Consider the following 26,519-nt stretch of genomic DNA (forward strand, 5'->3'; position numbering starts at 1 on the left):
TTTCTAGAAACCTGCGCAGATATTCATTTTTGCCCAAGCTTTTAAATGATATTTCCCATGAAAGGATCGGTTGTGGTCATTTCTCCCGTTTCTATTTTGCCAGCAAAACGATGATTGAAGATTTTGTTTCCAACCTGAGTGATGCTGATGTCGTACCAATTGCCGCTATTTTTGGTGCTTATGGCTACCATCGTCTTTGCATTGGCCTTTAAGTTTACTCGTTTAATGCCAGATTTATATGCAGGATCAGCAATCTGGAGTGAAAGTTCAGACGAAGATTTATTCTGAATTTCAACGAGCAAATTTCCACTTAGTTTTTTAGCGACTAAACCTTTCTGTTCTGGATAAACCTTAATAAGCAAATTTGGATTCGATTTGCTTCCTTTAAAATGACGAAAAAACCCATTTGGCCCGGTAATGGCTAAATCATAAACGCCACCATCAAAATCATCAAGTGCAATTGTATCATTTAGTTTATCGCCTGCCTTTATAGCATAAGCCCAAATTTTACCAGGTACACCCTTATATTTTAATGGTGTACTCATCGTAAAAGGTGCACCTACGGTTTCGGTTTCGCTTCCAAAAAGGGTTTTAACGGATTGAAGCGTCAATTCCAATTCATCGTTTATCCATTCAGAATCTACTATCAGATGATAGGGTAATGCACATGCTGGTTTTACCCCTTTTTCCTGTTGCGGCATATGCACCGATGTTTCGAATGAAAAAGATTGGTGCTGATTTATTTTCGAGACTTCTGCTTTATTTAATGCAGTTGGGCCAACTTGCGCAGGCTTATTTTTGGCGTTTGCGATACTGGTAACCACACTTTCTTTGCTAAGTGGTGTTGGCGATTTAATTGCTTCGCCGTTGTAAGGTCTAAATACAGAGGTCAAATCTCCAGAAACAGCACGTCTCCAATCGCTTATGTTATTGCTTCTTATATTTTTCCCTGTTTTTTTATGGAGCCATTTCTCCATAAACATCAATGAAGAAGTATGGTCGAACACCTGTCCGTTTACAAAGCCGCCTTTACTCCAAGGCGAAGCGATAATCAATGGTACTCGATAACCCATTCCAATTGGGCTGCCTTTTTTCGCTTCAAAATCAGTTGCATAATTAATTCCTGATGAAACTTTTCCGCTAAATGGATCTTCGGGATTTGGCACCACAAATGGTGGCTGATGATCAAAATAACCATCATTCTCATCATAAGTTAAAACGAATATGGTCTTTTTCCAAACCTCTGGATTTTTCGTCAAAATATCCAATGCTTCAGATACATACCATGTTCCATAAAGCGGAGAACTGGTGTGATCAGAAAATCTTTGTGGCGCTACCAACCAAGAAACCGTTGGAAGTTTTCCTTCGTCCACATCCTTTCTAAATTGATAAAAAATATCTCCCTTTGGGATATTTATGGTTTCTGATTTTCCTTCATCGTTGGTAAACGTAAATGGAGCAAGATCGAGGTAATCTTTTTGACTTATATTGGTTTGAAAGGCTTTATCAATCAAATTTTTCTCCTTTTGCGAAAGCTGGTCGTATTTCGCTTGAACCTCTTTTGCACTCAAAGCTGGCTTAACCGTTTTATCTCCATTTTTTCTGAAATAAGCAGATAGTTTGACGTTATGCCTCGAAATATATTCAATGGGATTATCTCCGTAATTGCCCAGCCAATCATCAATTTCACCTTCTGGAAGTTTGGATGTCCATAGTTCATTTTGATAGATGCGCCAATCTATCCCATGGTCTTCCAACGTTTCTTGAAATGTAGGCCAATCGACAAATACATTGTTTTGTGATTCCGCCTGCTCATTATTAACCACAGCCATTTGGTTTGCGCTTCGCTCCCCTCTAACCGTTCCCGTAAAAAAAAATAATCGGTTGGGTGTGGTTCCTGTTAAGGAAGAACAAAAATGCTGATCGCAAATGGTGAAGGCATCGGCTAAAGCATAATAAAAAGGGATGTCGTTGCGCTTATAATGCGCCAATGTCATTGGAGATTTGGCAGGAATCCACTGATCGTATTTACCTCCATTTCTGGCAGCCAATTGATCGTTCCATGAATGCGGAAGCCCGCCCTGCCAAGTTATTTTAGTCTTGTTAATATCTACGTGGAAAGGGGCATAAGTATATCCTTCACCATCTTTTTGGAGCCAAACTTTATTTCCATCTGGTTGAATATGGGGATGCGGGTCATTAAAGCCTCTTACACCTTTCATATTGCCAAACATGTGATCAAAAGACCTATTCTCTTGCATCAAAAATACTATGTGTTCAGCATCGTAAAATGTGCTGCCCAGTTCGGCGTTGATAGACATTGCCTTGAGTACTGAGTTTGGTAAAGCACTCGCCACACCAGCTGAACTGGCAAATAAAGCCGCCTTTTTTAAAAATTCTCTCCGTGAATCCATAATTATCCCAAATAGCTTAGATACCGCAATTTATACAACGCAGGGTAAATAAGAAAAATTCATCCCGGTTGATGCTTGCTGAAAGTTTTTTTGATGCATGAGGTTAAGCCCAATTATTAAGGCGTTTTACTTCTGATAAACTCTTACATAATCTATCTTCATGGTTGCCGGGAAAATAGAATCGTCCACGCCTTTTTTTCCACCCCAGCCACCGCCAACAGCAATGTTAAAAATTAAGTGGAAATTTTGGTCAAATGGCCACTCTTGACTACCTTTCTTGGTGTTTTTAAAAGATAGATATTTCTGATCGTCAACAAAAAAATCTATGCGGTCTTCAAACCATTCGATGGCATAAACATGGTATGCATTGTAAGGATTTATTCTTACTCCCTTACCAACTTGAGTATGTATTACGTGATTAAACTTCTCGGTATGAACGGTTCCATAAACACTATCTGGTTCATAACCAACGTGCTCCATGATGTCAATTTCGCCACTTTTTGGCCAATCACCATATTTCCAATCGGTTGGTAAGGCCCAAATTGCAGGCCATAAACCTCTTCCTTTTGGTAACATGGCACTTACCTCTACCCTTCCGTATTTAAAGTCGAATTTATTTTTACTCACCAAGCGGGCAGAGGTGTACTGGTTCTTATCCTTATCGGCTTTTAGTACCGTAATATTTAAATTGCCTTTTTTAACGTGCGCATTTGCAGAATCGGCATCGGTATAATATTGAAGTTCGTTATTACCCCACCCATTTCCGCCAACATCGTACGACCAATTTTTAGCCAATGGCAGGCCAGCATCATTAAATTCATCTGCCCATTTCAGTTTCCATCCCTTTGCTACGGGTGTTTTTTTCAGTTCTTCAAAAGTTAATTCAGGTTCGTTTGTTGTAATGAAATCGACATTATGCGCCAAAAGCCATTGTATTTCTGGCACGGTATTAACCGTCCAAGCGTTTACAGTTAAACCTAGCTTATGGGCATTTTCAATCCAGCCATCCTTTTGGTAAACGCTGTAATGATAATCTACACCAGTTAATTGATCTGCCTTCATTTGCTCCGCGCTGATTTCACCTTTTAAGTATGCAACTTTTGCTTTTGGCATTAATGCCAGTATGCGTTTGCAATAGTCGTAATCGAAGCTGATGTATTCTACCCAATCTACAACTTTAAGTTTTCGCACCATCTCAATGCACTTGTTGGTCACTTCTATACCCCTCTCTTTACCAATCAAAGATGGCTTGATCTCTAAAATAAGCTTAGTGGTTTTCTGTTTTTTACCTTCCAACAAGTAAGCTTCGAGCGTTGGAATCTTTTCGCCATTGCTCATGGTCTTGGTCAGAAGCTCCTCATACTTAACTTTTTCAATCGTAAGGCCCTGGAATTCAGGATCGTGATTAATCACTAAGATATTATCGGCGGTCATCCAAACATCAAATTCAGAGCCATAACAGCCTAGTTTTACGGCTTCCTTTAACGATGCGATAGAATTTTGAGGAAAACTATTTTTCTTCCAAGCGCCCCGATGGGCAATAACCTGGTTCTTGTTCCAGTTAAATTTTTGAGCAAATGAAGCAGAAAAAATTAAAATCATTAAGCCAGAAATAAGTATTTGTTTCATATTTGGTATCAATTATACAAAGCATCAAAAGTATATTTTTATGAGAATACAACTTTAAAATCTATGTAACCTTTGTATTAAGTTACAACAAGGTAAATAATTTTAAATTAATGTATCAAATTCCTACCATTCCAACAATCAGTACCATACTCAATATGAACTAAGGGCGTTACCAATATTACATATACTTTTCAATTGATTTTATATATTTACGCTTAAGAGTATGGCTGGCAATAACTATATCGATTTAATTAAGAAGATAGATGAATTTATTCGTAAGTTTTATCTGAACAAGATTTTACGGGGCAGCATTTACGTTGCCGCAATTTTATTGGGTTTGTATCTTCTTGTATTCCTGAGCCTTTACTATCTCAATCCGAGCGCAACCTTTAAAACTTTTGTGTTCTTCACTTATGTTTTGTTGGCAACCATCCTTATTGGTCTGTTAATCATTAGGCCACTATTGGCCATGCTCAAACTCGGCAAACATCTTTCTTTTGATGAGGCATCGGTTATTATTGGAAATCATTTTGCCGATATTAAAGACAAACTACTCAATACGCTTCAACTCCAACAACTTTCTGAAAATTTGCCTGAGAAAAATCAGCTCATCTTAGCCAGCATCGATCAGAAAATATTAGAACTTAAGCCTGTACCTTTTTACACCGCAGTTAGAATTAACGACAACAAGAAATATTTAAAATATCTCATCGTACCCCTGTCCATCATTTTATTAATTGGATTAATTGCGCCAACAATATTAAGGGAAGGAACCAATAGCTTCTTCAAATATGATGAGTACATTGCGCCACAAGCACCTTTCAACTTTAATGTTTTAAATAAAAATTTAAACATTATGCAGGGCGATGATTTAGTGCTGAATTTAAAATTAACCGGCGACCAAATCCCGTCAGACGTTTATGTAGAAGATGGAAAAAACACTTATAAGCTTGAAAGGGAGAATGTTACCAAATTCAATTACAAAATAAAAAACATTCAGGAAGACAAAAAATTGATTTTTAGAGGCGGTGGCTTTAGTTCGCCTACCTATACTGTTAGCGTAAAACCACGCCCAGAATTATTGAGCGCAACCGCAACCCTCATCTTTCCTTCCTATTTAGGCAAAAAGAGTGAAGAAATTACCAACGTGGGCGATATCCTAGTTCCAGAAGGGACTAAAGTGCGCTGGAATTTTAAAACTGATAAAAGCAATGCCCTGCTTTTTATTTTAAATAATCAACAACATGTTTTAAAAGTATCTGAAAATGAGTCTGCGTTTGATGCTACCATTAGGAGCAATGCGAAGTACAGTATTACCCCTAAAAATGAATTTGTTACCCTGTCCGATTCTCTTTCACACCAAATCAGCATAATCAAAGATCAATCTCCATCCATTTCAGTTGAAGAAAAGCCCGATTCTACCAGCAGCAAGTCCTTATATTTTATGGGTGAAATTGGCGATGACTATGGGTTTTCTCGCTTGAGTTTTAAATATAACATCAAGGAAAACAATAAAACAGTTCGCACAGTTGCTAAAAATATAGCGGTTAAAACCAATATAACCAATCAACCCTTTTTCTTTTTCTGGGATTTAAAATCTTTGCAACTAAAACCTGGGCAAGAGATTGAATACTTCTTTGAAGTGGCTGATAATGATGGTGTTAATGGCGCAAAAACAACCAAATCTGAGCTTAAAACATTTAAACAGCCCACTAAAAAAGAAACTGCTGACCAAGTTAACGCAAGCAACCAAGCGTTAAAACAGAAAATGCAATCGGCCATAAGGTTGGCAAATACCATAGAGAAAGAGAGTAAAAAAATTGCGGAGCGCTTAGTTGATAAAAAGCAGATTTCATTTGAGGATAAAAAACAGATTGAAGCCCTATTGGAAAAACAAAAACAACTTGATGAAGCTGTAAAAGAAATTAAAGAACAGAACGATAAAAACATTCAAAACCAACAAGATCAAGGCCAGAATGAAGACCTCTTAGAAAAGCAAAAGCAGATTAAAGATCTTTTCGATAACGTGCTTGATGATAAAACGAAAGAGCTGCTTCAAAAGCTTCAGAATTTAATGAATGAGCGGAATAAAGATCAAACGCAAAACGAACTTTCTAAAATGCAGTTGGATAACAAAACCCTCAAAAATGAATTGGATCGAATTTTAGAATTGTATAAACAATTGGAATTTGAGCAAAACCTGCAAAATGATATCAATCGTTTAAATGATTTGGCAAAGCAACAAAAAGAACTTGCCGAACAAACAAAAAATAAAAAAGAGGATAACCAAACGCTTAAAGAAAAGCAAGATGCCTTAAACAAGGAAATGAATGATCTGAAAAATGATCTGAAAAAATTAGAAGAAAAAAATCAATCGTTAGAAAAACCAAATCCATTCGATAATCCTGAAAAAGAAGTACAGGAAATTCAGCAAGACCAGCAGGATAGTAAAGATGCTTTAGATAAAAAAGACCAGAAAGGCGCTAGTCAAAAACAGCAAAAAGCTGGAGAAGCAATGGAAAAACTTTCCAAAAAGATGAACGACATGCAGCAGCAGGGAGAGGAAATGGAAAACAACTTGAATGCCAAAGAGTTACGTCGACTGTTAGAAAACTTGCTGAACACCTCTTTTGAGCAAGAAAAAGTAATGCTCGCCCTTAAAAAGATGACGAATGCCGATCCTTCTTACGTAAGCAATGTGCAGAAGCAGCGCAGCATTAAAGATAATTTAAAAACCATTGCCGATAGTTTGTTCGCGTTGAGCAAAAGGGTTCCGCAGATAGAATCTACCGTAAATGAGGAGATGAATAAAATTAATTTCAACCTAGATAAAAGTTTAGAAAACCTTGGAGATAGACGAACGCCCGAAGCAAATCGATATCAGCAATTTACGATGACTTCCATAAACAATTTAACATTGATGCTGAGCGAAGCCCTAAACCAGTTGCAGAATATGTCTAAAAACTCAAAAGGAGGAAAAGGCAAACAAAAACAAGGCATGAAACAGCTTTCACAAATGCAGGAGCAGCTAAATAAGAGCATGCAAAAAGCACGAGAACAAATGCAAAAGTCTGGTAATCAGGGTACTGTTGGTAAAGGCGAAATGAGTAAAGAATTTGGAAAAATGGCTCAACAACAGCAAATGATTCGCCAGGCTTTAGAAAAAATTAACCGGGAAGACAATAAGGATGGTTCTGGCAAGATGGGCAATTTAAACCAAGTGATTAAGGATATGAAGCAAACCGAAAGCGACTTGGTAAATAAACGTTTACAGCAAGAAACCTTGCAACGCCAAAAAGATTTGTTAACCAAACTGTTAGATGCCGAGAAAGCAGAGCGAGATCAAGAAGAAGATTCGAAAAGAGAAAGTAAAGCAGCTAAACAATTTCCACCATCGTACCAAAAAATGCTTGACGATTATAAAAAGCAACAGATTAATGGAAGCGACATGTTACAGAAGTTACCGCCAACTTTAAACTATTACTACAAAAACAAAATTGCAGCCTATTTAAAATCTTTGAGTTTGACTCAATAGTTTAATTAAATTTGCAGCATCAAAACAATCACATATGCCTGCAATTTCTTTTTTTACAGAATCTGTATCGTACAAGCTCCCTCAAAAACTAAAAATTAAGAAATGGATTAAGGCTACTATAGAAAAAGAAGGTTATAAACTGAGCGAACTTAATTTTATTTTCTGTAGCGACGATTATTTGCTCAGCATTAATCAGCAATATCTAAATCACGATACCTATACTGATATTATAACTTTTGATAACGCTGAGGTAGATAAACAGATTGTGGGTGATATCTTCATTAGTATCGATCGAGTAACAGAGAATGCACAAACGTTTAAAACAACCCCTTTTGATGAGGTTTGCCGAATCATGATTCATGGAACCCTGCACTTGTTGGGTTATAAGGATAAAGGTAAAGTTGCCAAAACACTTATGACTCAAAAGGAAGATGAATATTTGGCTTATCGAAGTGAAATGGCCCTGATTTAGATCTGTTAATCCAAGCCCATAGTTGGTGGCATACTAAATATACACACAACCGATTATAGTTACAAAAGCCTACTTGCCACGAAACCAAAAATATTTTCTGCTTTCTTTGGGGCAAAAAGCAGGACTGTCATTTCCTATTCGTACTGCAATTGCTTTCCAAGTCAATTTCTCAGATTCCTGTTCGTCTAATAGTTATAGGCGTTGGTCGATTATTTACCTATGCTGGTATATTAAGCCTAAACGCGTTGCAACTTTTCTATCTATTCGCAGTCTTATGTTCGTAACCCACATCAAAAAAATAGATATCAAGATTTAAAGTCGGTTTATTAGAATCTATAGTCTAAAAATCGAATAAAGAGTTAGTTTAGTTTTAGTTAATGATTGAAGCAGCGGGGGAGCGAGTCCTACCGCTGTTTTGTTTATTTGGCATGATCAATTAAAATAACAATCAATATTCTGCCATTTTTAATTGATCCTTAGTGCCTTTGATACATCTTTATACCCTACCAAATATTTTATACTTACTTTTGCACTAATTTTCCTTTATAAATCCGAAATACAAAAAAATTGAGCACACTAATTGCGGCAGAAGGCTTAGGTCATGGTTATCATGATGAATGGCTATTTAAGAATTTAACTTTGGGTATTAACTCCGGACAGCGAGTAGCGTTGGTTGGAATTAATGGCGCAGGTAAGAGTACCCTTTTGAAATTATTGGCAGAAAGGTTTCCTCCGCTAGAAGGTAAAATTGTAAAAAATAAAGCGGTTAAAATTGGTTTTCTAGATCAAGAGCCTCAGTTTAATGAAGGTTATTCCATTAGCGACCACATTTTTTCATTAGAGAATAAGCAACAACAACTAATTAAGGAATACGAGGAACTCATCGAAAACCCCAACCCTGATGAAAAAACACTTAATCGTTTATACGAAGAATTAAGTGAACATAACGCCTGGGAATATGAACACGAGATTAAGACCATTTTGAATAGAATGGGCATAACTCATCTTCAACAAAAAATAGATACCCTTTCTGGTGGACAGAAAAAACGTTTAGCACTAGCCAAACTGTTAATTGAAGATCCAGAGATCTTGGTTTTGGATGAGCCAACCAACCATTTGGATATTGATACCATAGAATGGTTGGAAAAATTATTAACTACCGGACAAAAAACTATTCTTTTAGTAACGCACGATAGATATTTTCTAGACAACGTATGTAATACAATCGTAGAACTCGATAGAGGTAAAATTTTCAATTACAATGGAAATTATGCTTACTACCTAGAAAAGAAATCAGAAAGGGAAGCTTTAGATGCAACGGTTTTGCACAAGAACCAACAGCTATTAAAGAAGGAATTAGAGTGGATGAGGCGCATGCCGCAGGCCCGAGGAACGAAATCTAATGCTCGTATCAATGCTTTTTACGAATTAGAGGAGAAATCGAAGAAAAAGTCTGATAATCAGAGCGTTACACTCCAAATGAAGATGTCTCGCCAAGGTGGAAAGATTATCGAGGTAGATCATATTGCGAAATCATTTGATGGCCGCGCAATTATCAACGATTTCAGTTATACTTTTAAAAAGGGAGATCGAATTGGTTTAGCAGGCAAAAACGGTACGGGTAAATCAACTTTGCTTAACATCATCACCAGTCAGCTCAAGCCTGATGCTGGAACGGTTGATACCGGGGAAACAACAGTGTTTGGTTACTACAAACAAGGTGGCTTAACATTCGATCCTAAAGAAAGAGTGATTGATATTGTAAAGTCGGATGCCGAATATATTAAAATGGCGGATGGTTCTGTAATAACGGCCTCTGCCCTATTAACCCTTTTCCTGTTCCCGCCAAAGAAACAACATGGCATGGTGGAGAAGTTAAGCGGTGGAGAAAAGAAGCGATTAAACTTAATGAAAGTTTTGATGCAAAATCCAAACTTTCTGATTTTGGATGAGCCAACAAACGATTTGGATATTGATACCTTGAACGTATTGGAAGAATTCTTGGAGAATTTCCCTGGCATCTTGATGTTGGTTTCTCACGATAGGTATTTGTTAGACAAGATGAGCGATCAGCTTTTCATCATGGAAGGCGAAGGTGTTGTCAAAATTTATAATGGCAACTACTCTGAATATCGTTTATGTTTAGATCAACCAAAAGCAAAGGTTGAAACTAAAAAACCACCAATACAACCAGTTGAGGTTACGCCCATCAAAGCCGCAAAGAAGCTAAGTTTTAAGGAACAAAAAGAGCTTGATGAAAGTGAAAAAGGAATGGCAGATACGGAAAATGAAATTGCGAAGCTGACGGAAAGCCTTTTAAAAATTGACTCAACGGACTACATCAAGATTCAAGAGGTTTCTGAAGAAATTGAAAAGCTAAAAGTTAAACTTGATGATTTTACAATGCGTTGGTTAGAATTATCCGAATAATAAGAATTCAATTTTTCGATTTAGGAAGTTATGTTCCACGTGAAACATCTATATAAATTTTGCAATCGAAGAATGAGTTCTAATTGAAAATAAGTAATTGTTTCACGTGGAACAATTAAAAAACAAAAATAAAATGTTTGCTAAATACGATTTGATTGTTGTTGGTGCTGGACATGCAGGCTGCGAGGCTGCTGCTGCCGCTGCTAATCTTGGATCAACTGTTTTGTTAATTACAATGAACATGGGCACCATTGCCCAGATGAGTTGTAACCCAGCTATGGGGGGCGTGGCTAAAGGACAGATTGTTCGTGAAGTAGACGCCATGGGCGGTTATTCAGGTATAATTTCGGATAAATCTACCATCCAATTTAGGATGCTAAATTTATCAAAAGGCCCAGCAATGTGGAGTCCGAGAGCACAAATAGATAGAATGCGTTTCGCAGAAGAATGGAGATTGGCACTGGAAAGAACACCCAATTTAGATATTTGGCAGGATAGCGTTGTCGGCTTGTTAATCAAAGACAATACTGTGTATGGGGTTAGAACGTCATTAGGTATTGAGATTGAAAGTAGTGCCGTTGTTTTGACGAATGGAACTTTCTTAAATGGAGTAATGCACATTGGCGAAAAGAAATTTGGTGGCGGTCGCACAGCAGAGAGAGCATCAACTGGTATAACCGAACAACTTGTAGAATTGGGAATGGAAGCGGGAAGAATGAAAACCGGTACACCCCCTCGCGTGGATGGAAGAAGTTTAGATTATACCAAAATGGAAGAACAATGGGGAGATGAAGACCCAGGAAAGTTCTCTTACACAGATACGGAAATTTCTAAAGATCAACGTTGCTGTTGGATCACTTACACCAATGAAGCAGTACATGAAACTTTAAAAGAAGGTTTCGAAAAATCACCAATGTTTACGGGTAGAATCAAAGGTCTAGGTCCAAGATATTGCCCATCTATCGAAGACAAGATTAATCGTTTTGCAGAACGAGATCGCCACCAAATATTTGTTGAACCAGAAGGCTGGAATACCTGCGAAATTTACGTAAACGGTTTTTCAACCTCACTTCCAGAAGATGTGCAATTTAAAGCATTGCGATTAATACCAGGTTTTGAAAATGCCAAAATGTTCAGACCTGGCTATGCCATTGAATACGACTTTTTCCCTCCTACCCAATTGTCACTAACGCTAGAAACCAAGTCCATCAATAATTTATTTTTAGCCGGACAAATTAATGGAACGACAGGATATGAAGAAGCCGCCTGCCAAGGCTTCATGGCGGGTATCAATGCACACCAAAAAATAAACGATCAACACGAGCTGATTATGAAAAGATCGGAAAGTTATATCGGTGTATTGATAGATGACTTGGTTACCAAAGGTACGGAAGAACCTTACCGAATGTTTACATCGAGAGCAGAACATCGTTTATTGCTGAGACAAGATAATGCAGACATCCGTCTCTCTCCGCTCGGACATCAGTTGGGTTTAATCAGCGATGAACGTTTGGAAAAAGTAAATCAAAAGATTGCAAAGGCTGATGAGTTAGTTAAGTTTACAAAAGCTCAGGGCATTGATATGATTATCGCTAATCCAATGCTAGAAAGTTTAGGGTCGAGCACTTTGAATCAAAATGTTAAAATACACAGTTTAGTCGGCCGTCCACATGTTGGTTTAAAAGATTTGATAAAGGTAAGTGAGCCATTACAAAACGCCACGCAGAACTTAGATCAAGAAACGATTGAACAGGCAGAGATAAAAATCAAGTATGAAAGCTATTTCGAAAAAGAAAACGAAATTGTAGCCAAGATGCTTAAAATGGAAGACAAAGAAATTAACCCAGATTTTGATTACAATAAAATCATTTCGATATCAAAAGAGGCAAGAGAAAAATTATTTAAGATAAAACCGAGAACTCTGGGTCAGGCATCCAGAATTTCGGGGGTCTCTCCTTCAGATATTTCAGTTTTGATGGTACATATAACTAAATAACTGATAATCAGATAATTATACAAAATATAAATGACTTTAAATAAAGCCGTATAATCGAAAAAAAAATATTTTTAATATTAGGTTTCCAAAAACACTAAAAACTCGTTAGAACGTTTAAAATATGCCAAATTTAAAAGCTCAGTATTCTAACCTTAAAAATTTAATAGTTGTAACTGCCTTACTCCTATTTTTTGGTTGTGCGAGTATCCAAACCCCTCAAGGTGGACCAAAAGATACTAAACCTCCAAAGGTTTTGAGTATGCTGCCAAAAAATCTGACGCGGAATTTTAATGCCAAGAAAATTACCATAGAATTTGACGAGTACTTTAACATTAATGATGATTTTAAAGAATTCTCTATATCTCCTGAACAGGAGAAACCACCAATTTTAAAGAAGCGCCAAAAAAGATTAGAAATTACCTTGCAAGATACTTTAGAAAAGAATACAACCTACACGTTAAACTTTGGAAAAGCAATTGCAGATGTTAACGAAAGCAACGTCGTTAAAAATTTATCATACGTGTTTTCTACCGGTCCAGAAATCGATTCACTTTCATTAAGCGGAAACGTATCGAGTGCAGTTACTGGAGAACCAGAAAAAGACGTGGTTGTGTTCATTTTTCCTATCGAACGCGATACACTTTTTGGTAAAAGAAAACCATCCATTTATACCCTAACCGATAGCGCAGGAACCTATAGGTTAAATAATTTAAGAAAGGGTTCTTACAAGCTTTATGCTTTAAAAGAAACAGGTAGCGATAAAATTTACCAACAGAGCTCAGATGAAATTGGATTTTTAAAAGATCCGATAGTAATTGATAAAAATCTAGACAACATCAATCTAAAGGTTTTTAAAGAATTGGCGCCCGAATTTAGGGTTGTAGATCGAAAGCTGAACAACGATGGAAGTATTTCGCTAAGCTTTAATCAGAAACTCAAAAACCCTAAACTTACCGTGGCGGACCCACCTGCGGCTGATGTCGGAAAGCGGGTTTATTTTAATAAAACGAATGATACTGCAAAGGTTTGGGTAAATGATTTAAGTTTTGACTCTTTAAAACTTGCTATTCAAGATCAAGGAAAAGTATTACAGACGGTAAATTTTACAAGATCTAAAAAGGATACCTATACCAGAGATTTAACCATTGCAGATAATTTATCCAGTAATAAGTTGAATCCGTATCAAAGCCTCACACTTACATTTCCTTTTCCTATTACTGCTGCCGATGCAGCTAAGGTAACCCTGCTGGAGGATTCGGTACAAAGAACCAACTTTGAGTTGGTGAAAGATAGTATTGATTTTCTAAAATACTATGTTAAATATCCTTGGAAACAAAAGAGAACCTACGATGTAAAATTCGGTGCAGGAACCTTTACGGCCATATTTAACGCCAAAAATAAAGAAGTTAATAAAACGTTTAAATTGGAAACCAGCGATAGTTATGGTACCCTGACGTTGAAAGTTGTAGTACCTGACACTTCAAAAAGTTATGTTGTCGAATTTATTAACGAGAAAAAATTACCCATTAAGTCATCTGTAGTGAGAAAAAACACGCCAATAGTTTTTGCGAATTATCCTGCAGGCAAGTATTTTATAAGAGTCATTTATGATGAAAATAAAAATGGCTTTTGGGACACAGGTAATGTAAAAATGGGCACACAACCCGAAAAAATTTGGTACGCAACTAAAGAAATGTCGCTACGCGCCAACTGGGAAAGGGAAGAACAACTCGAAATTCCATTAACACCCCCATCAATACAAACAAGTCCGGTTGTGCCAACCCAGCCCACACCACCAAATAGTGAAATTACACCAGGGTTAAGAGAAGCACCTAAGCCAGTAAAGAGAAATTAAGCCTTTTTAATCAGGAGATTTAAACCATTCACTATACATGATATAGTTATCAGGCAATTTATTTAACAAAGCCCTTTGCTCGTCGGTAATGGGCTTTATTTTTTTGGCGGGGGTACCTGCATACAGATATCCAGTTTCGCAGATTGTATTTTCTAAAACAACTGATCCAGCAGCGATGATACAATATTCTTCAATAATGGCGTGATCCATCACAATTGCGCCCATCCCAATGAGTACATGATCTTGAACAGTACAACCATGCACAATTGCATTATGACCTACCGAAACTCTATTGCCGATGTGTGTAGAAGCTTTTAAGTAGGTAGCGTGAATGAGTGCCCCATCTTGTATATTGGATTCATTTCCGATGGTAATTGCGTTTACATCTCCTCTAATCACTGCATTAAACCAAACTGAACAACGATCACCGATAATAACATCGCCAACTATGGTTGCATTTTCGGCAATGAAGTTGTCTTTTCCGATTTCTGGAAACTTATCTTTAACAGGCAAAATTAAGGGCATAATGAAAGAAATAAAAATGAAAATTTTTTGTAAATCAACCAGTTTAGCTTGATGTGTGTATAGGTATTAAAATACAGTATCAATCAACTCGTTGGCATGGTTAGGATAATCAGTCGTAAAGTGCAGTCCCCTACTTTCTTTTCTCTGCATAGCAGATTTGATAACCAAATAAGCTGTTTGAATGACGTTTCTCAACTCGCAGAGTTTAACCGATACCTTATTCTTTTTATAAAATTCCTCAGTTTCCTGATGGATTAAAAATAATCTTCTGTGCGCCCGTTCTAGTCTGAAATCTGAGCGTACAATACCAACATAGTCACCCATAACCTTCTGCAATTCTCTTAAGTTATGCGTTACCAAAACATCCTCATTACTTTGTGTAACCCCATTTGAATTCCATTCAGGGATATTTTCTGGAATAACATTTTGCTTAAAGTTTTCTACGGCATCCTGAAAAATTCGATGTGCAAATACAGTAGCTTCTAATAAAGAATTGGAGGCCAATCTGTTAGCTCCATGCAAACCTGTTGATGATACTTCACCACAAGCATAAAGATTTTTGATCGATGAACGACCATACTCATCAACCATGATTCCACCACACATATAATGAGATGCAGGTGTTACAGGTATGAAATCCTTCGTCATATCTATTCCTATAGACAAACATTTGGCGTAAATATTGGGAAAATGTTTCAAAATATCTTCTTTGCTTCGCATCGTAATGTCCAGATAAACAAAGTCATCACCAGATTTCTTCATCTCATTATCCACAGCTCTGGCCACAATATCACGAGGCGCTAAAGATTTTCTTTCATCATATTCTTGCATAAATTCCTCGCCATTTTTTCGGCGAAGTATGCCACCAAAACCCCTAACGGCTTCGGAAATTAGAAAGGATGGATACTCTCCAGGATGATATAAAGCGGTTGGATGGAACTGAATAAATTCCATATTTCGAACTTTTCCTTTTGCACGATAAACCATTGCCATACCATCGCCAGTAGCAATAACCGGATTAGTTGTGGCCGAATACACATGACCAGCACCTCCAGAAGCCATCACTGTAACACTTGCCAAGATCTTTTCCACATCGTTAAGCTCTGTGTTAAAGGCGTATATGCCGTAACAGTTAATATCTTCGGTACGTTTATCAACAAATTCACCAAGGTGGTGCTGGGTAATTAACTCAAGCGCGAAGTAATGTGTTAATATCTCTATGTTTGGATTCTTGTGTATTTCCTTTAAAAGCACACGTTCAATTTCGTAACCGGTAATGTCTTTATAGTGCAAAACACGATGCTCTGAATGACCACCCTCTTTGGCTAAATCATAGAAACCAGCGTTATCTTTATCGAAATTAATACCGTAGTCGATAATCTCTTGAATACGTTTAGGACCCTCTTTTACAACAATTTCCACAATCTTTTCATCGCACAACCCATCGCCAGCAATGAGCGTATCTTCTATGTGTTTTTCGAAAGAATCTCCCTTATCAACAACAACTGCAACGCCACCCTGAGCATACTTTGTATTGGATTCATCTTCATTTGATTTGGTAACGATTAATACCTTGCCAAACTTGGCTGCTTTTAATGCAAAACTTAAACCCGCTATGCCTGAACCTATTACCAGAAAATCTACTTTTCTCATCAATTAAAACCTTTAATTACTAACGATGTTAACAACTGTGTGATAAGTGTTAACTCTATGTCTAAATTATACTAACAAATAAATTTGAATGTTTAAAGCTACTCTAAAAAGACAATTTGCCACAATCTTTTACCCAATTTTTAAGCACCTTTGCATAAGTAATTAACTTTTTACCCACTTACAAACAATTAACATTCCAATATTGATAAAATTTAAGTCGTTTTTGTATTGTGCTGTAAATGAATCTTATCATATTACAAAAATGTAATCTAAATGTTAGTAAACGATTAACAACTTACATAAAAGAACTTTTTTTGGAAACTTGCCAACATTACCAACACACTAATAAACAAACAAGATTTATTTAAATTAAAATACTTATTAATTATTGAGACGTGGAAAGCTTTATCTTTGGTCACCGTCAAAATTCAAAAAAGGAAAATTAGTAATGAACATCGATGTCTTAGAAGAAATAAATAAAAAGGGATTTGTAGAAGAGGAAATAGATCCAACCCTTGACCTTTTTGTTGAGATTGAGAAATTAAAGAAAGAAAAGAATGCAATCATTCTGGCTCATTATTACCAAGAGCCTGATATACAAGATATTGCTGATTACATTGGTGATAGTTTAGGGTTATCTCAAGAAGCAGCAAAAACAGATGCTGATGTGATTGTGTTTGCTGGGGTGCATTTTATGGCAGAAACAGCAAAGATTTTATCGCCATCCAAAAAGGTTCTATTGCCCGATGTTAAGGCGGGTTGTTCACTTGCTGATAGTTGTCCGCCACACTTATTTAAAAAATTTAAAGAGAAATATCCCGATCATTTGGTGATTACTTATGTGAATTGTACAGCTGAACTGAAAGCTTTAAGCGATATTGTTTGTACTTCCACAAACGCGGTTCAAATTGTTGAAAGTTTACCAAAAGATCAAAAAATTATCTTTGGCCCCGACCGGAATTTAGGTGCTTACGTAGCTAAAAAAACAGGACGAGATTTAGTGCTTTGGAATGGTGCCTGTATGGTACATGAAATTTTTTCGCAGGAAAAGATTACCAGATTAAAAGAACGTCATCCCCAGGCAAAATTTATTGCACATCCAGAATGTGAGGAGGTAGTTTTAAAAATGGCCGACTATATTGGATCGACCACTGGATTGTTAAAATACACGATCACCAATCCAGCTACCGAATTTATCGTAGCTACAGAAAGTGGCATTATCCATCAAATGGAAAAGGCAAATCCTACAAAAACTTTCATCCCAGCACCTCCAAATAACAGTTGTGCTTGTAACGATTGCCCGTACATGAAAAGAAATACGTTAGAAAAACTATATTTATGTATTAAAAATGGTTTACCAGAAGTAACTGTACCAGCAAATATTATAGAACAAGCACGTAAACCGATTCAAAGGATGTTGGATATTTCAGCAGAATTGGGCTTGTAGAAAGGAATATAGTTTAAGGCGGCAGTCTTGATGAATTTAACTCAGCATTTTTCAACGTAGCCGCTTTGCTTAAAAACGCTACAAGAGGTTACGGCTGACTATAGCTACTTTGAGGTAGAAAACAATACTGGATTAACTAAAACAATGGAAAAAAACAACGTCCTAAAAAATTATTCTGGCCTATTATGGCTTCTGGCAGGAATTGCTGTTGGAAGTATTGTTGGTTTAATTTTTGGGAAAAGGGTTGAAAGTATAAAGCCACTTGGCGATATATTTTTGAATCTGTTGTTTACAGCAGTAATTCCACTGGTATTTTTTGCGGTGTCATCAGCCATCGCGAATATAGATAGAAGTAAAAAGTTAGGAAAACTGCTTACTGTAATGGTATTGGTTTTTCTATCAACAATCATAATTTCTGCAGTTTTAACACTAGTGGCCACCTGGTTATTTCCAATTCATCAAGCTTTAGGGAATAATCCTTTACCTACAGAAGAAACAAAAATCCAATCGTTTGGAGAACAAATGACTCAACTGTTAACTGTTGGAGAATTTTTCGAAATTGGAAGTCGGAAAAACATGCTGGCCCTGATTATTTTCTCAGTTTTAGTGGGCTTTTCTACTTTATATTCTGGTAAGGATGGTGATGGTTTTAAAAGCTTTTTGGTTTCTGGCAATGAGGTGATGAAGAAACTCATCATCTTAATTATGAAACTAGGACCAATCGGCTTGGGTGCCTATTTTGCTTACCAAGTTGGTGTTTTCGGACCACAACTATTCGGTACTTATGGTAAAGCTTTAGGTTTGTATTATGGTGTAGGGGCATTCTATTTTATTTTCTTCTTTACGCTATATGCTTTTGTTGCAGGCGGTTTTAAAGCCATTAAAGTTTTTTGGAAAAACAATATTGTGCCTTCTTTAACCTCTATTGGAACGTGTAGCAGTATAGCAACTATACCTGCAAATTTAGATGGCACTTCTAAAATGGGTGTTCCGGCTTATATCACAAATGTAACCATCCCACTGGGTGCAACTTTGCATAAAGATGGATCAAGTATCAGTTCCATTGTTAAAATCGCGGTTGTATTTGCCATTTTTGGAAAAGATTTGGTGCATGTAGATACGATAATTTTAGCCTTAGGTATTACGGTTTTGGTTAGTATCGTAGAGGGTGGAATCCCTAATGGTGGTTATATTGGCGAATTACTGATGATTTCGGCTTACCAGCTACCACCAGAAGCATTGCCTCCGGCAATGATTATTGGTACCTTGGTTGATCCAATGGCAACTTTGTTAAATGCTACGGGGGATAACGTTGCAGCGATGTTAATAGCCAGATTTACTGAAGGAAAAAATTGGATGCAAAGCCATGATACATAAGGCTGGAACATCAGATGATTAAAAAAATAAAATCAGGGGCTTCGCCCCTCTATTGCAAAACGAAAAAATATGTTTGAAAATAAAGAGCGCACGGATATTAATGAATTAGGTGAATTTGGCTTGATAAAACACCTCACCACCAATTTCAAAATAAAGAATGAATACTCGGTTAAGGGCGTTGGCGATGATGCTGCCGTTTTAGACAGCAAAGGGAAACAAACCTTAATTTCTACCGATCTACTCTTAGAAGGAATCCATTTCGATTTGGCTTATGTGCCTTTAATGCACCTAGGTTATAAAGCGGTGCAAGTAAATTTGAGTGATATTTATGCAATGAACGGTAAGGCCAGTCAAATAACAGTATCACTTGGTTTATCGAGTAAATTTCCGTTGGAGGCCGTTGAAGAACTTTATAAAGGTATCGAACTGGCCTGTAACAAATACAATATCGATTTAATCGGTGGAGACACGTCATCAAGCAAGCAAGGTTTGGTAATCAGCATAACCAGTATTGGCTATGCAGATGCGGATAAGGTTGTATATAGAAATGGGGCACAGGAGCATGACTTACTTTGCGTTTCTGGAGATTTAGGCGGTGCATATTTAGGACTTCAAATATTAGAAAGAGAAAAGTTAATTTATCTCGAAAACCCACAAATCCAACCTGATTTGGAGGGAAAAGATTACATCATCGAGCGGCAATTAAAGCCAGAAGCCCGCGTGGATATCGTTGCACTTTTGGAAGACATGAACATTAAGCCAACAGCTATGATTGATGTTTCTGATGGTTTGGCTTCAGAAATTTTGCACTTAGCAGAACAGTCTGACAAGGGCATAACCATCTATGAAGAGAAGATTCCGTTGGATCCAATGACTTATGAAACGGCTCGCGAGTTGGGCTTAGATCCGACCGTTTGTGCATTGAGTGGTGGTGAAGATTACGAATTGTTGTTTACCATCAGTCAAGAAGATTATAAAAAGCTAAAGCATGATGTTGATATTACCGTGATTGGTCATGTTACTGATAAAAACTCTGGATGTAAAATGGTTTCAAAATCAGAAAAAGTACATGAGTTGAAAGCTCAGGGTTGGAATGCGTTTAATAAATAACGTGAGTTGGAGAGATAAAAATATCCTTTACAAAAGCTAGGGAGCATGAAATAAATTCATATAAGCATTTTTTAAACACAATTCATCAGGTTGTGTCATGATTCAGAAAAAGTTGGCAAACAAATTTTGAATCACTTAAATCAACCTAAGAACATGCAAAGCAAACGGCAATTTAAATGTCGGTTGGTTTAATATACTAATTCTGTGTTTTCGTGGTGAAAATATGGAGTTTTATATGTTATAGAAACTAAGACACAAAAGGAAAGGCTCAACGTTGACGTGCGAGAATTGATGCTTTGATAGCATAATAGTATTTCCAACTCAAAGCACAATCACTTTAAAAGGCAATTTTTGCCTGTAAATCTTTCATCGCTACTTTTGTGTCCTTTCTGTTTTATATGGCTCGAGATAGAATTTTGTCCGCTATAGATGCTTTGGTTTATGATACACCCCAAAATCATTAATCTTCCTCTAGATATTTAATATCAATTTGCTTGGTTGCTTTAGCACCCAATTTTTTAATCTTTTCTGATGTATTGGTTAAATTACCGGCGCCAACAGATAATTTATTTATGGCCTTATCATAGGCATCTTGCCCATTTTTAATGTGTTTGCCAATGTTTTCCATATCGGCAACAAAACCAACAAATTTATCGTACATCGAGCCGCTGAGTCTGGCAATTTCCATAACATTTCGATTTTGTCGTTCTTGTTTCCACATACTGGCAATGGTGCGTAATGTAGCCAATAAGGTAGAAGGACTTACAATAACTACCCTTCTATCCCATGCGAAGTTGAACAATTCTGCATCTTTTTGTACCGCTATGCTAAAGGAAGATTCGATAGGTACAAATAGCAAAACAAAATCTGGAGAATTGATTTTATATAAATCTTGATAGTTTTTTGAAGATAGCTCTTGGATGTGATTCTTAATTGACGCCAGATGCGCCTTTACATAGCCGTCACGCTCTTGTTCGGTCTCCGCTGATACAGATCGTTCATAAGCCACCAAACTCACCTTGGCGTCAATAACAAGGTGTTTATCGTCTGGCAAATCTATCACAACATCTGGCTGGTAACGCCCGCCTTCACCAGAAGTATGGGAAGCTTGAATTCGATATTCTTGATCTCTCACCAACCCAGACCGTTCCAGTACCTTTTCCAGAATTACCTCGCCCCAGTTTCCCTGTCTTTTATTATCGCCTTTTAAGGCTTTAGTTAGGTTATTGGCGTCTTCTTGGATGAGTTTACTTTGAATTTGAAGTTCGGAAATAACACCTTTTAAAATGTTTCTTTCGTCGGATTCGGCTTTGTAAACTTTTTCTACCTTTTCTTCAAATGCTTTTATATTTTCTTTTAAAGGATTTAAAATCAAATCTAAATTTGTCCTGTTCTGCTCCACAAATCTGTTCGATTTTTCTTCCAAGATTTTATTGGCAATCAGTTCGAAATCTTTATTCAATTTTTCTTGTGATTGCTGATAACTCAGCTTTTGTTCGGCCAGTTTTTCTTTTTCGGCAGTGTAAAATGAACGCGTACTTTCCAGTTCTCGGTTGGCATCAGCTAAGCGATCGCGTTCCATTTGTAATTCTTCAATTAAACGTTGTTGTTCTTGCTTTAACAAAAGGGTGATGTGCTCTTTCTCTTGAGACAAGCCATTAGAGCGCTCTTCTGCTTTAGCTAAATTTATTTTCAGAAGATCATTTTCGGCTTTAATTTTTTCAAAATCTTCTACAGATAATAAATTTTGGGTGGATTGGGGTTTCTTGATAAAAAGAAGGATCAAAACAATTAAAACGACAACAAGAAGTACAACCGACGCTATTTCCATAATGATAAAAAATTTAGTAAAAATCAACATTTAAAACAAAATTGGCAAATTATTTTGGTAATAAGTGAAGTGAGAAGGAAAGGCTATCTTGGCATCAATGCGATAAAATAAATACAAAAATTTAAGGCTGATTATGATTTAATGTTTATAATTGATTTTTTAGATTATGCAAATGAATGAATTAACAATTCTCATCTCCTGCCCCGATCAAGTGGGTTTAGTAACCAGCATCACCAGTGTTTTAGCGGCTCATCAATTAAATATTATCGCCATGCGAGAATTTGTAGATGAGGCAAATAAATCCTTCTTTACCAGAATTGCTTGTACGGGTATGATGTTTGAAACAGACCAGCTTAGGCAAAGGCTTTTGGAATGCCTACCCAAAACCGCACAGGTAGATTTAGTAACCAAAAAGGAAAAGCAAATAGCTGTTTTAGTGACGAAGGAATATCACTGTTTAGCGGAAATTTTAATTAAAAATCAATTTAAAACCCTTGGTGCAAACGTTCAATGTGTTATTGGCAACTATGAGGAGCTCAGAGATTTTACCGAGAAAATGGGTATTCCATATTTTCATGTTAGCCATTTAGAGAAGGACAAATCTCAATTTGAAAACGAGATTAAGCATATTATCGATGGCTTTGAAGTAGATTATCTGGTGCTCGCTAAATTTATGAGAATCCTATCAGCTGATTTTGTAAAAAGCTATGCAGGTAAAATCATCAATATTCACCACTCTTTTTTACCAGCATTTATTGGCGCAAACCCATATCGACAGGCTTTTGAAAGAGGTGTAAAAATTATAGGTGCTACGGCACACTTTGTAACAGATCACTTAGATGAAGGCCCAATTATTACCCAACACACCACACATGTAGATCATAACTTTGGTGTAAAGGAAATGGTTAGAGCGGGTAAGGAAATTGAGAAAGCGGTTTTATTGGAGGCATTGGAATTACTTTTTGAAGATCGAATTTTTGTGAGTGGTAATAAAACCATTATCTTTAAGTAACACACAAATCTTCCCGATTATGAAATGGCCACTTATCTTGCTGTTGCTTCTAACGTATGGAGCAAAAGCCCAAACCGATTTAAAATTCGATAAAAAATTATTGGATTGCGAAGATAAGTGGGTTGTAATTCCTACAGTTCAAGACAGTAACTACGTTTATGGCTTTGTTTATCTGGATAATTTTGCAGGATTAACATTTAAATCTGAGGGGGTTTTTTCCATAAAAAATGGTAACTACGAACTCAGAAAGGCGAAGACGCTTAAATTTAGAATCTTGCCCACTAAAGATTTGGTTGCCTTGGTTCCCGAAGGAAAACTCGGTGTTTTAAACATATCAGGAAACCCCAATTGGCTGCCTTTTTTTAAAAATAAAAGCCAATCTACAGATCGCCTTTTTAGCTTAGCATGTACCTATAATTTATGGGGTGAGTTTGAAAAAGCTCTGGAGTATCTTGATAAATTAAGTTTTAGAGATGATCAGTACCCCGGTCTTTATATACAAAGAGCGAATGCTCAGAACCAGATTTTGATGAAGAAATTGGGCAAGCCTACCCGCCCGCTTCTATTTGCGACTGAAAAATATTGTGATTATTATAAGCAGACGGTATTTGATAAAACTAATGCCGGACGGTTAAAGGAAGCCGAAGAAACCTATCACGAATCGCTTCCCCAATGCCCTAACGAAAGCTATAAAGCTGAAATGGCTTATTACATCCTGTTCCAGTATTACAAAATTAAAAACACCGAAAAATTTAAAAACTGGTCGATGGAACTTGAACGCTGGATTTTACCTACAAACGATTTAGACCTAAAGGTTGCTAAAATGAAAAGTGAAATGGTAAAATTACAGACTCCTTAAAACCATTTCTGAAACATCTGCACCAGTTTGCGAGCCAATAGCAATGCCCATTCCATTACAGCGGGTAGCACAAAAAACATTGTTGCTAACCTCTTTAATTAGAGGCTCAAGCACTTTTCCGAAAGCCATAACTCCACTCCAACGCTGCTCCACTACAAATTCTACATCTGGCAAAATAACCGATTTTAAAAGCTCTTCTAAAGCTTGTTGTATGGCTTCTGTTTGCCCGAAATTTGTCGTTGTCTCCCCTGCAAAATCGAGGTTTCTTCCTCCTCCGAGTAAAATTCGATTGTCTATATTTCTAAAGTAGTAATAGCCTTTATCATAGTGAAAAGTGCCTTTTACTTTAAGATTTTTAATTGGTGCCGTTATCAAAACTTGCCCTCTACCGGGTGTAATTTCTAAATCTGGCAAAAGTGAATTTATAAAAGCATTAGTGGCAACAATAATTTTTTTGGCAATAAATTTACCTTGATCTGTGAGTACCTCAACACCCTTATCTACATTTAGAATCTCATCTACTTTGCAATTGTTAAATACCAGTATGCCTTGTTGCTGTGCAAGTTGTAATAAGGAAAGCATCATTTTCCCCGAGTCGATTTGCGCTTCGTATTGGTTAGCGATTAAACATTCAACCTCGCTAAAGCCAAAGGTTTTTATTTTCGTATTGCTTAAACTGAATGCATCTGCTCCAACAATATTCCGAATCAGGTGATTGAAATGTTCAATTTTGGCTACACATTGGTTTGAAAGAGCGGCTTCATCTTTTCTAAATAATTCGTAGCCCCCTAAACATTGATAATCAATGGTTTTCTCGCCGAGTAAATCACGCAATTTTAATAAACCTTTCCAACGTCTTTCAATAAGAATAGCTAAGGCATCTGTACCCGCTATTTTTTCCTGCTCAATCAATTCAGAAACGCTTCCAAAGCATGCAAAACCTGCATTTTTTGTACTTGCACCCATAGGCAAAAAGCCTCGTTCCAGTATCGCTATTTTTAACTTCGGCGCAGATTTTTTTAAATGGATGGCAGCATTTAAACCCACTATGCCGCTACCAACAATAATCACATCGAAATTAAAAAATTGAGTTTTTTCCCAGTATGAAAGGTTGTTTGCCATACCCTAAAATTAGTATATTTTTCAAATCAAATAATATGGGAACGCTTTTTGATATATCGGTATTGAAAAACATACAAAAAAATGGGAGTTTATTTAATTATAATCGTCCCGGTATTAGTGTTGAGCATGTTTGTACAATGGCGTTTTAGAAACAAATTTTCTAAATATGCAGAAATGCAACTTAGCTCCGGACTATCGGGTAAGGAGGTAGCTGAAAGAATGCTACATGATAACGGAATATACGATGTGAAAGTGATGAGTACGGAAGGACAGCTTACAGACCATTACAATCCCTCAGATAGAACCGTAAATTTAAGTACAGATGTTTACTACAGTAGAAGTGTGGCTGCTGCCGCTGTAGCAGCACACGAGTGCGGTCATGCGGTACAACATGCAAAATCATACACATGGCTTAATTTAAGAAGCACTATGGTACCTGTAGTGAGCATTTCATCGAATTTATTACAATGGGTACTGTTACTTGGCGTTATGTTGCTGGTCTTTTCGGTTACTCCTATTGTTTTAGCCATTGGCGTGGTGGGTTTAGCGTTAGTAACCGTATTCAGTATTATTACGTTGCCAGTTGAGTTCGATGCAAGTAATCGGGCTTTGGCTTGGCTAAAAAATAACAGTGGGGTTATGCAAACGCAAGAAGAAAACGCGCAGGCAAAAGATGCACTTTGGTGGGCGGCAATGACTTATGTTGTAGCTGCTATTGGCGCGCTTGCCAACTTGCTTTATTATGCATCGATGCTTTTTGGCAGAGCCAGAGATTAACAAAATTAATCTATTGTGATACACGAAGCGGTTAAGGATTATTCCTGACCGCTTTTTCTTTTTGCATCGATTTTTAATAAATGACACCCAAATCGCAACTATTTTTAAAAATTATCTTTCAAATTATGGGCAACAAACTATATTAGTCAAACCATTTAATGCAATCAAATTCGGCGAATGAAGGATATTATAACTCAGATTTTTGAGATAGAGAACAAAATTAAAACAGAAGATTTTGCCTCGTTTAAACGGAATTTTCAAAGGATCTACCATGAACTAGAGCAAGAGGGTTATATTGTTGTCAATCCACTGCATCAGCCGTATGACGAACGGGATGCCTCAGTTGAAGCAAATATATTAAATGAAAGCGGGCAGAGTTTAAAAATCACAAAGGTTTTAAAGCCAACCATTTACAAAAATGAAAATGGCAATCGGATCTTGATACAAAAAGCAGTTGTAATTGTAGAATAAGCGA

Annotated in this window: 18 protein-coding genes; 12 read left to right on the forward strand and 6 right to left on the reverse strand. The window is 36.8% G+C overall.

The genetic code is table 11. From position 1 onward, the window contains the following. Positions 1-41 precede the first annotated feature (41 nt). Complete coding sequence (locus tag DHW03_RS10010) at positions 42-2,414, reverse strand: phosphocholine-specific phospholipase C (protein ID WP_109925598.1); 2,373 nt, start codon at positions 2,412-2,414, stop codon at positions 42-44. A gap of 126 nt (positions 2,415-2,540) precedes the next feature. Continuing rightward, the gene (locus tag DHW03_RS10015) at positions 2,541-4,043 is read right to left on the reverse strand and encodes a glycerophosphodiester phosphodiesterase family protein (RefSeq protein WP_109925599.1); all 1,503 of its coding nucleotides are present in this window, start codon (positions 4,041-4,043) and stop codon (positions 2,541-2,543) included. Between the two features lie 223 nt (positions 4,044-4,266). Between DHW03_RS10015 and DHW03_RS10020 the strand changes: the two genes are divergently transcribed. The 5 genes from DHW03_RS10020 to DHW03_RS10040 all read left to right on the forward strand — a co-directional run bounded on the left by DHW03_RS10020 (position 4,267) and on the right by DHW03_RS10040 (position 14,331). Then, a complete protein-coding gene (locus DHW03_RS10020; protein WP_109925600.1) occupies positions 4,267-7,578 on the forward strand; it encodes a DUF4175 family protein in 3,312 nt (1,103 codons plus the stop codon). Positions 7,579-7,612: 34 nt separating this feature from the next. Continuing rightward, complete coding sequence (gene ybeY, locus DHW03_RS10025) at positions 7,613-8,050, forward strand: rRNA maturation RNase YbeY (RefSeq protein WP_109925601.1); 438 nt, start codon at positions 7,613-7,615, stop codon at positions 8,048-8,050. A gap of 567 nt (positions 8,051-8,617) precedes the next feature. Beyond that, entirely contained in the window at positions 8,618-10,480 is a 1,863-nt protein-coding gene (locus DHW03_RS10030; protein ID WP_109925602.1) for an ABC-F family ATP-binding cassette domain-containing protein, read from the forward strand. Between the two features lie 133 nt (positions 10,481-10,613). After that, a complete protein-coding gene (gene mnmG, locus DHW03_RS10035; protein ID WP_109926015.1) occupies positions 10,614-12,476 on the forward strand; it encodes a tRNA uridine-5-carboxymethylaminomethyl(34) synthesis enzyme MnmG in 1,863 nt (620 codons plus the stop codon). 121 nt (positions 12,477-12,597) lie between these two features. Next, complete coding sequence (locus tag DHW03_RS10040; RefSeq protein ID WP_109925604.1) at positions 12,598-14,331, forward strand: Ig-like domain-containing protein; 1,734 nt, start codon at positions 12,598-12,600, stop codon at positions 14,329-14,331. A 6-nt stretch (positions 14,332-14,337) separates the two neighbouring features. Here the strand turns inward: DHW03_RS10040 and DHW03_RS10045 are convergent, their stop codons facing one another. Further along, the gene (locus DHW03_RS10045) at positions 14,338-14,856 is read right to left on the reverse strand and encodes a gamma carbonic anhydrase family protein (protein ID WP_109925606.1); all 519 of its coding nucleotides are present in this window, start codon (positions 14,854-14,856) and stop codon (positions 14,338-14,340) included. Positions 14,857-14,922: 66 nt separating this feature from the next. Then, a complete protein-coding gene (gene nadB / locus DHW03_RS10050) occupies positions 14,923-16,509 on the reverse strand; it encodes an L-aspartate oxidase (RefSeq protein WP_109925608.1) in 1,587 nt (528 codons plus the stop codon). A 448-nt stretch (positions 16,510-16,957) separates the two neighbouring features. Between nadB and nadA the strand changes: the two genes are divergently transcribed. From nadA to thiL, 3 genes are all read left to right on the forward strand, one after another. Beyond that, positions 16,958-17,956 carry a quinolinate synthase NadA gene (gene nadA, locus DHW03_RS10055; RefSeq protein WP_109925610.1) on the forward strand — a complete coding sequence of 333 codons (999 nt, stop codon included), beginning with the start codon at positions 16,958-16,960 and terminating at the stop codon, positions 17,954-17,956. A 144-nt stretch (positions 17,957-18,100) separates the two neighbouring features. Further along, on the forward strand, positions 18,101-19,333 hold the full coding sequence (locus DHW03_RS10060; protein WP_109925611.1) for a dicarboxylate/amino acid:cation symporter: 1,233 nt from the start codon (positions 18,101-18,103) through the stop codon (positions 19,331-19,333). Between the two features lie 69 nt (positions 19,334-19,402). After that, on the forward strand, positions 19,403-20,443 hold the full coding sequence (gene thiL / locus DHW03_RS10065) for a thiamine-phosphate kinase (RefSeq protein WP_109925612.1): 1,041 nt from the start codon (positions 19,403-19,405) through the stop codon (positions 20,441-20,443). Between the two features lie 460 nt (positions 20,444-20,903). Here the strand turns inward: thiL and rmuC are convergent, their stop codons facing one another. Then, positions 20,904-22,274: a DNA recombination protein RmuC gene (gene rmuC, locus DHW03_RS10070; protein WP_109926016.1), complete on the reverse strand. Its 1,371-nt coding sequence runs from the start codon at positions 22,272-22,274 to the stop codon at positions 20,904-20,906. A 172-nt stretch (positions 22,275-22,446) separates the two neighbouring features. Here rmuC and purU point away from each other — a divergent pair, with 172 nt between their 5' ends. Further along, positions 22,447-23,286: a formyltetrahydrofolate deformylase gene (gene purU, locus DHW03_RS10075; protein ID WP_109926017.1), complete on the forward strand. Its 840-nt coding sequence runs from the start codon at positions 22,447-22,449 to the stop codon at positions 23,284-23,286. A gap of 19 nt (positions 23,287-23,305) precedes the next feature. Continuing rightward, on the forward strand, positions 23,306-24,145 hold the full coding sequence (locus DHW03_RS10080; protein ID WP_133248518.1) for a hypothetical protein: 840 nt from the start codon (positions 23,306-23,308) through the stop codon (positions 24,143-24,145). On the opposite strand, the gene DHW03_RS10085 is transcribed toward DHW03_RS10080, so the two are convergent. Further along, on the reverse strand, positions 24,131-25,267 hold the full coding sequence (locus DHW03_RS10085; RefSeq protein ID WP_109925616.1) for an NAD(P)/FAD-dependent oxidoreductase: 1,137 nt from the start codon (positions 25,265-25,267) through the stop codon (positions 24,131-24,133). The two genes, DHW03_RS10080 and DHW03_RS10085, sit on opposite strands and share 15 nt — an antisense overlap. Positions 25,268-25,348: 81 nt before the next feature. On the opposite strand from DHW03_RS10085, the gene DHW03_RS10090 reads away from it, so the two are divergent. Next, entirely contained in the window at positions 25,349-26,044 is a 696-nt protein-coding gene (locus tag DHW03_RS10090; RefSeq protein WP_109925618.1) for a zinc metallopeptidase, read from the forward strand. A 177-nt stretch (positions 26,045-26,221) separates the two neighbouring features. Then, on the forward strand, positions 26,222-26,515 hold the full coding sequence (locus tag DHW03_RS10095) for a hypothetical protein (RefSeq protein ID WP_109925620.1): 294 nt from the start codon (positions 26,222-26,224) through the stop codon (positions 26,513-26,515). Positions 26,516-26,519 lie beyond the last annotated feature (4 nt).

It is taken from the genome of Pedobacter yonginensis, assembly GCF_003173595.1.
In the GTDB taxonomy this organism is placed as follows: domain Bacteria; phylum Bacteroidota; class Bacteroidia; order Sphingobacteriales; family Sphingobacteriaceae; genus Pedobacter; species Pedobacter yonginense.

What these genes read in the sequence shown, in the direction of transcription:
- purU (WP_109926017.1), top strand. Translation starts at nt 22,447, where the DNA reads ATGAATGAATTAACAATTCTCATCTCCTGCCCCGATCAAGTGGGTTTA.
- DHW03_RS10015 (WP_109925599.1), bottom strand. Translation starts at nt 4,043, where the DNA reads ATGAAACAAATACTTATTTCTGGCTTAATGATTTTAATTTTTTCTGCT.
- DHW03_RS10095 (WP_109925620.1), top strand. Translation starts at nt 26,222, where the DNA reads ATGAAGGATATTATAACTCAGATTTTTGAGATAGAGAACAAAATTAAA.
- DHW03_RS10040 (WP_109925604.1), top strand. Translation starts at nt 12,598, where the DNA reads ATGCCAAATTTAAAAGCTCAGTATTCTAACCTTAAAAATTTAATAGTT.
- DHW03_RS10085 (WP_109925616.1), bottom strand. Translation starts at nt 25,267, where the DNA reads ATGGCAAACAACCTTTCATACTGGGAAAAAACTCAATTTTTTAATTTC.
- DHW03_RS10020 (WP_109925600.1), top strand. Translation starts at nt 4,267, where the DNA reads ATGGCTGGCAATAACTATATCGATTTAATTAAGAAGATAGATGAATTT.
- DHW03_RS10045 (WP_109925606.1), bottom strand. Translation starts at nt 14,856, where the DNA reads ATGCCCTTAATTTTGCCTGTTAAAGATAAGTTTCCAGAAATCGGAAAA.
- DHW03_RS10010 (WP_109925598.1), bottom strand. Translation starts at nt 2,414, where the DNA reads ATGGATTCACGGAGAGAATTTTTAAAAAAGGCGGCTTTATTTGCCAGT.
- nadB (WP_109925608.1), bottom strand. Translation starts at nt 16,509, where the DNA reads ATGAGAAAAGTAGATTTTCTGGTAATAGGTTCAGGCATAGCGGGTTTA.
- DHW03_RS10090 (WP_109925618.1), top strand. Translation starts at nt 25,349, where the DNA reads ATGGGAGTTTATTTAATTATAATCGTCCCGGTATTAGTGTTGAGCATG.
- DHW03_RS10060 (WP_109925611.1), top strand. Translation starts at nt 18,101, where the DNA reads ATGGAAAAAAACAACGTCCTAAAAAATTATTCTGGCCTATTATGGCTT.
- rmuC (WP_109926016.1), bottom strand. Translation starts at nt 22,274, where the DNA reads ATGGAAATAGCGTCGGTTGTACTTCTTGTTGTCGTTTTAATTGTTTTG.
- ybeY (WP_109925601.1), top strand. Translation starts at nt 7,613, where the DNA reads ATGCCTGCAATTTCTTTTTTTACAGAATCTGTATCGTACAAGCTCCCT.
- nadA (WP_109925610.1), top strand. Translation starts at nt 16,958, where the DNA reads ATGAACATCGATGTCTTAGAAGAAATAAATAAAAAGGGATTTGTAGAA.
- mnmG (WP_109926015.1), top strand. Translation starts at nt 10,614, where the DNA reads ATGTTTGCTAAATACGATTTGATTGTTGTTGGTGCTGGACATGCAGGC.
- thiL (WP_109925612.1), top strand. Translation starts at nt 19,403, where the DNA reads ATGTTTGAAAATAAAGAGCGCACGGATATTAATGAATTAGGTGAATTT.
- DHW03_RS10080 (WP_133248518.1), top strand. Translation starts at nt 23,306, where the DNA reads ATGAAATGGCCACTTATCTTGCTGTTGCTTCTAACGTATGGAGCAAAA.